Here is an 8,523-nt window from a genome sequence, read left to right on the forward strand (position 1 = left end):
GGGTCTGCATGCGCACGCCCAGATTCATCGCACTCGCCTGTACCGCCGCCGTCGCGGCCTCCCTCACCGCCTGCTCCGGCGCCACCCAGCCGCAGCAGGGCACCACCGGCGGCGCCGACTTCAAGGTCTCCCCGACCTCGCCGGCCGCCAAGGGCCCGCTCGACTCCTTCACGTGGTCGCTCTACGCGGAGCCGTACACCCTCGACTACGCCCTCGCGTACGACTACCCGCCGAACACCGTGCTCGCCAACGTCTGCGAGCAGCTGCTGCGGGTCACCCCGGACCTGAAGATCGAGCCCGGCCTCGCGGTGAAGTGGACGCGGCCCGACCCGCGCACCCTCGTCTACACCCTGCGCCCGAACGTGAAGTTCCACGACGGCACGGTCATGACCGCGGACGACGTCGTCGCCTCCCTGAAGCGGCAGATGGACCCGGCCACCGGCTCCCCGTGGGGCACCGCCTTCAAGACCGTCGACTCCATCGAGAAGAGCGGGCCGCTGGAGGTGACGATCAAGCTCGGCAAGGCCGACGCCCTCTTCCACGAGATGCTGGCGGCCTCCCCCGGCACCGTCGTCAGCGCCGCCTCCCTCGCCGAGCAGGGCAAGGACTACGGCACCCCCAAGGGCAAGCTGAACTGCACCGGCCCCTTCTCCCTGGAGAAGTGGGCGCAGGGCGACAGCATCACCCTCAAGAAGAACGCCGACTACTGGGACGAGAAGCTCGTCGCCAAGTCCGAGTCCGTCAAGTTCACCTTCGTCGAGGACGCCGCCGCCCGCGCCAACGCCTTCCTGTCCGGGACGGCCGACGGCGGCTACATGGTGCCGTCCGCCTCCTTCGCCCAGCTCCGCAACAGCGGCAAGGGCTCCCTGCTCTTCGGCCCCAACACGGCCGCCGCCGACCTCGCCGTCCTGAACTTCAAGGGCACCCTCGGCGACCTCCGGGTCCGCCGCGCGCTGTCGATGGCCCTCGACCGGAAGAACATCGTCAAGGCCGCCGCCGGCGGTGTCGGCGTCCCGGCCAAGGCCCCCGCGGCGCGCGGCGCCTGGGCGCTCGTCCCCGAGAAGACCGCCACCCACTACGACACGCTGCCCGAGCCCGTCCACGACGTGGCCGGCGCGAAGAAGCTGGTGGAGGAGGCCAAGGCCACCGGCAAGAAGGTCACCATCGCGACCAGCTCGATGGCCCCCGAGATCAGCGTCCTCGCCAACGCCGTCCAGGCGGCGGGCCGCGAGATCGGCCTGGACGTCAAGCTCCAGCCGGTCGCCCCCGACGCGTACAGCAGCATCTTCGTCGACCCGGCCGCCCGCGAGGGCCTGGACCTGGTCATCACCAACGGCTACGACAACACGCCGGACCCGCTGGAGTTCTACCAGTACCTGCGCACCGGCGACTTCGGCAACTACGGCAACTGGTCCGACGCCGAGTACGACGTCGCCTTCGACCGGGCCAACACCGAGTACGACCCCGCCAAGCGCGCCGACCTGACCGCGAAGGTCCAGGAGATCGCGCTGCGCGAACTGCCGGTCATCCCGGTGTACGAGGCACCGTTCTCGGTCTTCCTCGGCAAGAGGATCACCGGCGCGCCGACCGGCATCACCCAGCTCTACTACCCGTGGGCCGCGACGATCGGGGCCGCTCAGTAATGACCCGCTTCCTCGTCGGCCGGCTCCTCGGCCTGGTGGCGGTGGTGTTCGTGACCTCGGTCGTCGTCTTCGGCACCATCCACCTCGCCCCCGGCGACCCGGTCACCTTCCTCCTGCACGGCCGCCCCGCGACTCCCGAGACCGTGGCGGCCCTGCGGGCCGAGCACCACCTGGACGACCCGCTCCTCGTCCAGTACGGCAAGTGGCTCGGCGGCGTCCTCACCGGCGACCTCGGACGCTCCGCCCAGTACCACCAGGACGTCACCGCACTCCTCGGCTCGCGGCTGCCGGGCACCGCCCTGCTCGTCGGCTACGCGGCGCTGCTGGTCGCCCTCCTCGGTGTCGGCGCGGGCATCCTCGCCGCGCTCCGCCCCGGCCTCCTGGACAAGACCGTGCTCATCGGCACCGGCGTGGCCACCGCCACCCCGTCCTTCGTCACGGCCATCGCGCTCGTCTCGGTCTTCTCGGTGCAGCTCGGCTGGTTCCCCGGGCCGGGCGGCGGGGCCGCCGAGGGCCTGGGCCCCCGGCTGTACCAGCTGACCCTGCCCGCCTTCGCGCTCGCCCTCACCTTCGCGGGCCTGCTCGCCCGGGTCACCCGCTCCGCGATGCTCGACGAGATGGGTCGCGAGCACGTCGAGGTGGCGCGCGCCCGGGGCGTCGCCGGCCGGGCCGTGGTCCGCCGGCACGTGCTGCGCAACGCGCTCGGCCCCGTCGTCACGGTCGGCGGCACCATGCTCGCCGGCCTGCTGATCAGCACCGCGATCGTGGAGACCGCCTTCGACGTGCCCGGACTCGGCTCGCTGCTCGTGCAGTCGGTCACCGCCCAGGACTTCGCGGTCGTCCAGGCGGTCACCCTGCTCAGCGTCGTGGCCTTCGTCCTCGTCAACCTCGCGGTCGACCTCCTCGCGCCGCTCATCGACCCCCGTCTCTCCCCCGGGGAAGGCTCCTCATGACCACCACCCTCACCACGGTGCCGTACCGCAGGCCGGGCCTGCGAAGGCTGCGCCTCCTCGGGCAGGGTCCGCTCTTCACGGTCTCGGTCGCGGTGCTCGCGCTGCTCGTCCTCGTCGCCGTGTTCGCGCCCCTGCTCGCCCCGTACGACCCCGAGGCGCTGGACCTGGGCGCGAGCCTGGTCGGCACCTCCGGCGACCACCTCCTCGGCACCGACCAGTCCGGGCGCGACATCCTGTCGCGGCTCCTCCACGGCGCCCGCACCGGCCTCCTCGGCCCGCTCCTCGTCGTCGGCGTCTCCACCCTGCTGGGCACCCTCCTCGGCGTGGTGGCGGCCTGGCGCGGCGGCTGGGCCGACGCGATCGTCTCCCGCTCGATGGACCTGATCTTCTCCATCCCGGGCCTGATGATGGCGATCCTCCTGGTCGCGGTCACCGGCCCCGGCATGACGGCCCCCGTCATCGCCATGGCCGTCGCGTACACCCCGTACGTGGGCCGGCTGGTGCGCGGCATCGCCCGGCAGGAGAAGGCGCGGCCGTACATCGAGGCGTACGTGGTGCAGGGCTGGTCCGGCTGGACGGTCTGCGTCCGCCATCTGCTGCCCAACATCGCGCCGACCGTCTTCGCCCAGTCGGCGATGAACTTCGGCTACACCCTGATGGACCTGGCCGCCCTGTCCTTCCTCGGCTTCGGCGTCCAGCCGCCGACCGCCGACTGGGGAACCATGATCAACGAGGGCCAGGGGGCCGTCCTCCAGGGCGCGATGCTGCCGGCGCTCGCGCCGTCCGTCTGCATCGTGCTCGCGGTGGTCGCCTTCGGCATCGTCGGCGAGGGCCTCGCCGACCGCATCGCACGGCGGGAGAAGTGAACGCCATGAACCTCTCGACACCCCCGCCCGTCCTGGAGATCGACCGCCTCGAACTGCGGCTCCCCGACGACCGGGCCGCCCGGCCCATCCTCGACGGCGTCAGCCTGACCGTGCGCGCCGGGGAGACCGTCGGCCTGGTCGGCGAGTCCGGTTCCGGCAAGTCCGTGGCCTGCCGCAGCGTCCTCGGCCTGCTGCCCAAGGGCTCCCGCACCGCCGGCCAGGTCCGGGTCAACGGCGCCGACGTCCTGACCATGGACCGGGCCCGGCTGGCCGCGCTGCGGGCCCGCGAGGTCGCGATGGTCTTCCAGGACCCGCGCGCCTCGGTCAACCCGCTGCGCCGGGTGGGCGACTTCCTCACCGAGGGCCTGCGGGCCTCCGGCACCCCGGCCGCCCGGGCCACCGCCCGCGCCGAGGAACTCCTCGACGCGGTCGGCATCCGCGACCCGCGCGGGGCGCTGCGCCGCCACCCGCACCAGTTCTCCGGCGGCATGCTCCAGCGGGTCGTCATCGCCGCCGCGCTGGCCGCCGAGCCCGCGCTCCTCGTCGCCGACGAGCCCACCACCGCCCTGGACGTCACCACCCAGGCCGAGGTCATCTCGATCCTGGCCCGGCTGCGGGCCGAGCGCGGCACCGGCATGCTCTTCGTCACCCACGACCTGGAGCTGGCCTCGGCGATCTGCGACCGGGTGTACGTGATGTACGCGGGCCGGATCGTGGAGACCCGGTCCACCGACGAGCTGTTCGACCGCCCCCGCCACCCGTACACCGCCGGTCTGCTCGCCTGCACCCCCCGGATCGAGGCCGGCGCGCCCGCGCCCCGGCCGATCCCGGGCCGCCCGGTGTCGCTGGCCGAGGCGCCGGCCGGCTGCCCCTTCGCCGCCCGCTGCGCGCACGCGGTGGCGCGCTGCGCGGAGGAGAAGCCCGAACTGGCACGGCACGGCGAGGGCTTCGCCGCGTGCCTCCGCGCCGAGGAAGGGATCCGGCTGTGACGACCGTCGTGGAGAAGGGGCTCGTCGTCGACGGGCTGCGCAAGCGGTACGGCGACCACCTGGCCGTGGACGGCGTGTCGTTCGCCCTCCCGGCGGGCGGTTCGCTGGCGATCGTCGGGGAGTCCGGCAGCGGCAAGACGACCACGGTCCGGATGCTGGTCGGCCTGGAGCGCGCCGACGGCGGCACGGTCCGCCTCGACGGTAAGGACCGCTCGGCCCGCCCCCGGAACCGCGCCGAACGCCTGGCCCGGGCCCGGGACGTCCAGATGGTCTTCCAGGACCCGTACCTGTCGCTGGACCCGCGGATATCGGTGAGCGGCTGCCTCGACGAGGTGCTGCGGCTGCACACCTCGCTGGACGCCGCCGCCCGCCGGGCCCGGGTGGCCGACCTCCTCGACCGGGTCGGGCTCGGCGCCCGCGAGGCGGCCGCCCTGCCCCGGGGCCTGTCCGGCGGCCAGCGGCAGCGGGTGGCGATCGCCCGCGCGCTCGCCGTGGAGCCCCGCGTGCTGGTCCTGGACGAGGCGGTCGCGGCCCTCGACGTGTCGATCCAGGCGCAGATCCTGGACCTGCTCCGGGAGATCCGCCGCGAGGCCGGCATCGGCTACCTCTTCGTCACCCACGACCTGGCGGTGGTGCGGCACGTCGCGGACGACGTGCTGGTCCTGAAGTCGGGGCAGGTGGTGGAGTCCGGTCCGGTGGACCGCGTCCTCGGCGCTCCCGAGCACCCGTACACCCGGCTCCTGCTGAACTCGGTGCCGCGACGCGGCTGGGATCCGGCGGCGGTGACGGACCGGTTCTGACGGACCGCGTGTGGCGGACCGGTTCTGACGGACCGCGTGTGGCGAGCCGGGTGTGGCGGACCGGATGTGGCGCGCGGCTCCGGGGCCGGACCCGGTCGTGATGCCGTCGGGGGGGCGGCGTCACGGCCGGGCACACCGCCTTCGCCGCCCGCCTCACTCGGCCGGGCCCGCCACCGTCTCGATGGGCGGGAGCGGCCGGCGCTCCGCGCGGGTCGGGGCGGCCAGTTCCTCCGGTGGTTCCGCGCCGTCCCTCACCGCCTCGACGTACGCCCTCGCCTCGCGCGGGCCGAGGCGGGGCGCCCGCCGGCGCAGGTGGGCCATCGCGGCCACCGCGCCCCGGGAGCGGACGAGTCCGCGTACGGCGGCGGCGAGCGGGTCGGGCGGCCGGACGCCCCGCACCTCGGTGAGGTACTGCTCCTCCCAGCCCTCGTCGTCCCACCGGACCGCGGGGACGAAGTGGAGGCTCCCGTCCTGCCGGTCCACCAGGTAGTGGCCGCCGACGAAGCTGCCGCGCGGGCCGTCGCCCCGGGCCTGTTCCGCCGAGCGCCAGAAGACGAGCCAGCCGACCGCCCGTTCCTCCACGTGATAGAGGTCGGGCGTCGGCGGGGAACCCTCCCACGGCCAGGTCGGCAGGTCCCGGGCGAGGAAGGATCCGACGAGCGCGACCGCGCGTTCCCTGGAGATCACCAGGTCATCATTCCGCACCCGTCACGCGGTCCAGCACGGCCCGGACCGAGCGGGCGACGGCGTCCCGGGACGCGTCCGTGCGGTCGAGGGCCTCGAAGCCGTGCCGGCCGTCCGGCACGTCGACGATCTCCACGTCCGTGCCGTGCTTCCCGGCGGCGGCGAGGAACGCCTCCACCGTCGCCGCGAACGCCGGGTGTTCCCGGCCGGCGCGGACCAGGACCACGGGCAGGGTCCCGGCGCCCGCGAGCGCGTCGACCGGGCGGAAGCGCGACTCGACGGTCTCCCAGCCGGGCGGCGCGGCGAGGACCGGGTACGAGAGGGCGAGGCAGCGCAGCCACGGCGGGGGCTCCGCCAGCCAGTGCGCGGCGAGCAGACCGCCGCCGGAGAAGATCCAGACCGCGATCCGGTCCGGGTCGACCCGGGGGTGGGCGCGCAGCCGTCGCAGCGCCTCGGAGATGTCCCCGGCGGCGCGGGCGTAGTCGGTCAGGGCGTACAGCCGGTGGTCGACGGTGGCGCCGACGACGCCGAGTGCGGCCAGGTGGCGGGCGTAGCCCCGGTAGAAGGGGGTGTCGCGCGGAGTGGGGACGCGGTCCGCGTCGACGGGCCCTCCGTGGACGAAGAGGACGGCCGGCCGGCGTCCCTCCGCGTCCGGCGCGTACACGTCGAGCCTGCCGTGCCGCTCGTGCGGGACCTCCGGAGTCGGCAGCAGGAACTCCTGCCGCTCGTAGGAGGGCTGGTCCTCCCCGAGGGTGATCCGCTGCCCCTCCCCCGCGGCGGCCCGCAGAAGCAGGCCGGTGAGTTCGGCCGGGTGCGAGAGCATCGGCCAGTGCCCCGCGGCGAGTTCGAAGAAGGCGTAGCCGGGCCCGGCCAGCTTCCTGAGGTGCGGCGGGCCGGTGCGGACCAGCATCTCGACGACGTCGACGCCCGGGCCGTCGGCCGTGCACATGACCGCGGCGGCCGGTACCCGCTCCACCTCGTCGCCGAGCCGGAGGGGTTCGGTGAGGGTGCCCGCCGGCTGCGGCGCCGCCAGCCGGTCCAGGCGCTCCAGGTCCTCGGCGGAGAGCCCGTCGAGGCTCCCCCAGCGCGACCACTCCGCGCCCCGGGGCGGCGGCAGCGGCGAGGTGTCGTGGCCGAGCCGGTCGCGGACGGCCTCGTCGCGGACCAGGAGCAGGGCGGGGTCCCCGTCCGAGGGGAGCCCGGCGGCGACGTACACCACCCGGGAGACCCGGTCCGCCCGCAGGCCGGCGGCGCCGAGCACGGGGTGGATGCCGTAGTCGTGTCCGACGAGGACCACCTCCGGCTCGTCGATCCGGTCGAGGAGCGCGGTCAACTCCCCGATGTGCGTACCGAGTCCGGCCTCCGGGTCGACGTCCAGGGTCACCGGGTGCGCGGTGGCCCCGGCCTCCCGCAGCCGCTCCGCGACCCCGTCCCACACCCATCCGCCGGTGAACGCCCCTCCCACCAGTACGAACGCCGTCATCGTCGCCTCCTCGCGTCTCGTGGCCCCAGCGGCCTCCGGCAGACTAGGAACTCCCCCAGGGGGAGATTCCACCCCGGACCCGAAGGGCCGGGGCCGGCTGCGGGAGGTGCGCGTGACGGACGGGGACGGGACGTGGAGCATCGGTGAGCTGGCCGGGCGGGCCGGGGTCACGGTGAAGACGGTGCGGTACTACTCGGACCGGGGGCTGCTCCCGGAGGCGGGGCGCAGCGGCGGCGGGCACCGGCGGTACGGCCCGGAGGCGCTCGTGCGGCTGCGGGAGATCCGCTCCCTGCGGGGCCTGGGCCTCGGCGTGCCGGAGGTGGAGCGGGCGCTGGAGGACGACGGCCGGCTGGCGGACGTGGTCGCCGGGGAGCTGGCGGGCGTGGCGCGCGAGCGGGCCGCGCTGGCGTGGCGGGAGGCGTCGCTGCGGCTCCTTTCGGAGTGCGGCCCGGAGGAACGGGCCGAGCTGCTGCCCCTGTTGGGCGCCGCCGCGCTGCCGCCCGAGCCGGACGCGGTGGTCCGGTTCTGGCGGCGGTCGCTGCCCGTCCGGCTGCCCGCGCCGCTGGTGGCGCGGGTCCTCGACGAGGTGGTGCCGGTGGCCCCGGCCGAGCCGACGCCGGAGCAGGTACGGGCCTTCGCCCGGCTGCGGGCGCTGGTCTGCGACCTCCGGCCCGGCCGGGCGCCGGGTCCGCCGCTGCCGGGCGAGCGGTACCGTCCCGCGGTCCTGTACGAGGGGCTGGGCGAGGCGTACGACCTGGCGGGGGCGGAGGTGCGGGCGGGGCGGGCGCCCGGCGGCCGGGACGCCCTGGACTGCTTCGCCGGGGCGTACGCCGTGGCCCTCGCCACCTCCGACTCCCCCGCGTTCCGCAGGAGGCTCGTCGGGCTGCTCGGCCGGGAGAGCACGGCGGTGATGGCCCGGTACTGGAAGCTGGTCGTGCCGCTGCTCCCGGCGGACCGGCCCGGCCTCGGCCTCCTGCACCACCACCTCACGGAGGCCCTGGCCGCGTCCGTCGCCGACTGACGGGCCGGAACGCGGCGGGCCGGAACGCGGCGGGCCGGAACGCGGCGGGCCGGGCCGCGAACCGGGCCCGCGCGGCCGCGACCC

The 8,523-nt window shown here is 75.2% G+C and carries 8 protein-coding genes; 6 read left to right on the forward strand and 2 right to left on the reverse strand.

Annotated elements, in window-relative coordinates; genetic code table 11:
• Positions 1–8 precede the first annotated feature (8 nt).
• Genes IE321_RS14485 through IE321_RS14505 form a run of 5 tightly spaced genes read left to right on the forward strand, consistent with a single transcriptional unit; the run spans position 9 to position 5,251 of the window.
• Complete coding sequence (locus IE321_RS14485) at positions 9–1,643, forward strand: ABC transporter substrate-binding protein (protein WP_190223173.1); 1,635 nt, start codon at positions 9–11, stop codon at positions 1,641–1,643.
• Positions 1,643–2,596 (forward strand): ABC transporter permease, encoded by a 954-nt coding sequence (locus IE321_RS14490; RefSeq protein ID WP_190223174.1) that lies wholly within the window; start codon positions 1,643–1,645, stop codon positions 2,594–2,596. The genes IE321_RS14485 and IE321_RS14490 overlap by 1 nt, the downstream gene beginning before the upstream one ends.
• A complete protein-coding gene (locus tag IE321_RS14495) occupies positions 2,593–3,462 on the forward strand; it encodes an ABC transporter permease (protein ID WP_190223175.1) in 870 nt (289 codons plus the stop codon). Before IE321_RS14490 ends, IE321_RS14495 begins: the two co-directional genes overlap by 4 nt.
• A gap of 5 nt (positions 3,463–3,467) precedes the next feature.
• Positions 3,468–4,451: an ABC transporter ATP-binding protein gene (locus tag IE321_RS14500; protein WP_190223176.1), complete on the forward strand. Its 984-nt coding sequence runs from the start codon at positions 3,468–3,470 to the stop codon at positions 4,449–4,451.
• Positions 4,448–5,251, forward strand: a complete 804-nt coding sequence (locus IE321_RS14505; protein WP_372470293.1) for an ABC transporter ATP-binding protein — start codon at positions 4,448–4,450, stop codon at positions 5,249–5,251. The genes IE321_RS14500 and IE321_RS14505 overlap by 4 nt, the downstream gene beginning before the upstream one ends.
• 153 nt (positions 5,252–5,404) lie before the next feature.
• On the opposite strand, the gene IE321_RS14510 is transcribed toward IE321_RS14505, so the two are convergent.
• Together IE321_RS14510 and IE321_RS14515 are read right to left on the reverse strand one after the other, a co-directional pair.
• Complete coding sequence (locus IE321_RS14510; protein WP_190223177.1) at positions 5,405–5,938, reverse strand: hypothetical protein; 534 nt, start codon at positions 5,936–5,938, stop codon at positions 5,405–5,407.
• 7 nt (positions 5,939–5,945) lie between these two features.
• On the reverse strand, positions 5,946–7,418 hold the full coding sequence (locus IE321_RS14515) for an alpha/beta hydrolase (RefSeq protein WP_190223178.1): 1,473 nt from the start codon (positions 7,416–7,418) through the stop codon (positions 5,946–5,948).
• Between the two features lie 112 nt (positions 7,419–7,530).
• Between IE321_RS14515 and IE321_RS14520 the strand changes: the two genes are divergently transcribed.
• Positions 7,531–8,439, forward strand: a complete 909-nt coding sequence (locus tag IE321_RS14520) for a MerR family transcriptional regulator (RefSeq protein ID WP_190223179.1) — start codon at positions 7,531–7,533, stop codon at positions 8,437–8,439.
• Positions 8,440–8,523: the final 84 nt, after the last annotated feature.

The sequence above is a fragment of the Streptomyces hydrogenans genome (assembly GCF_014656075.1).
In the GTDB taxonomy this organism is placed as follows: domain Bacteria; phylum Actinomycetota; class Actinomycetes; order Streptomycetales; family Streptomycetaceae; genus Streptomyces; species Streptomyces hydrogenans.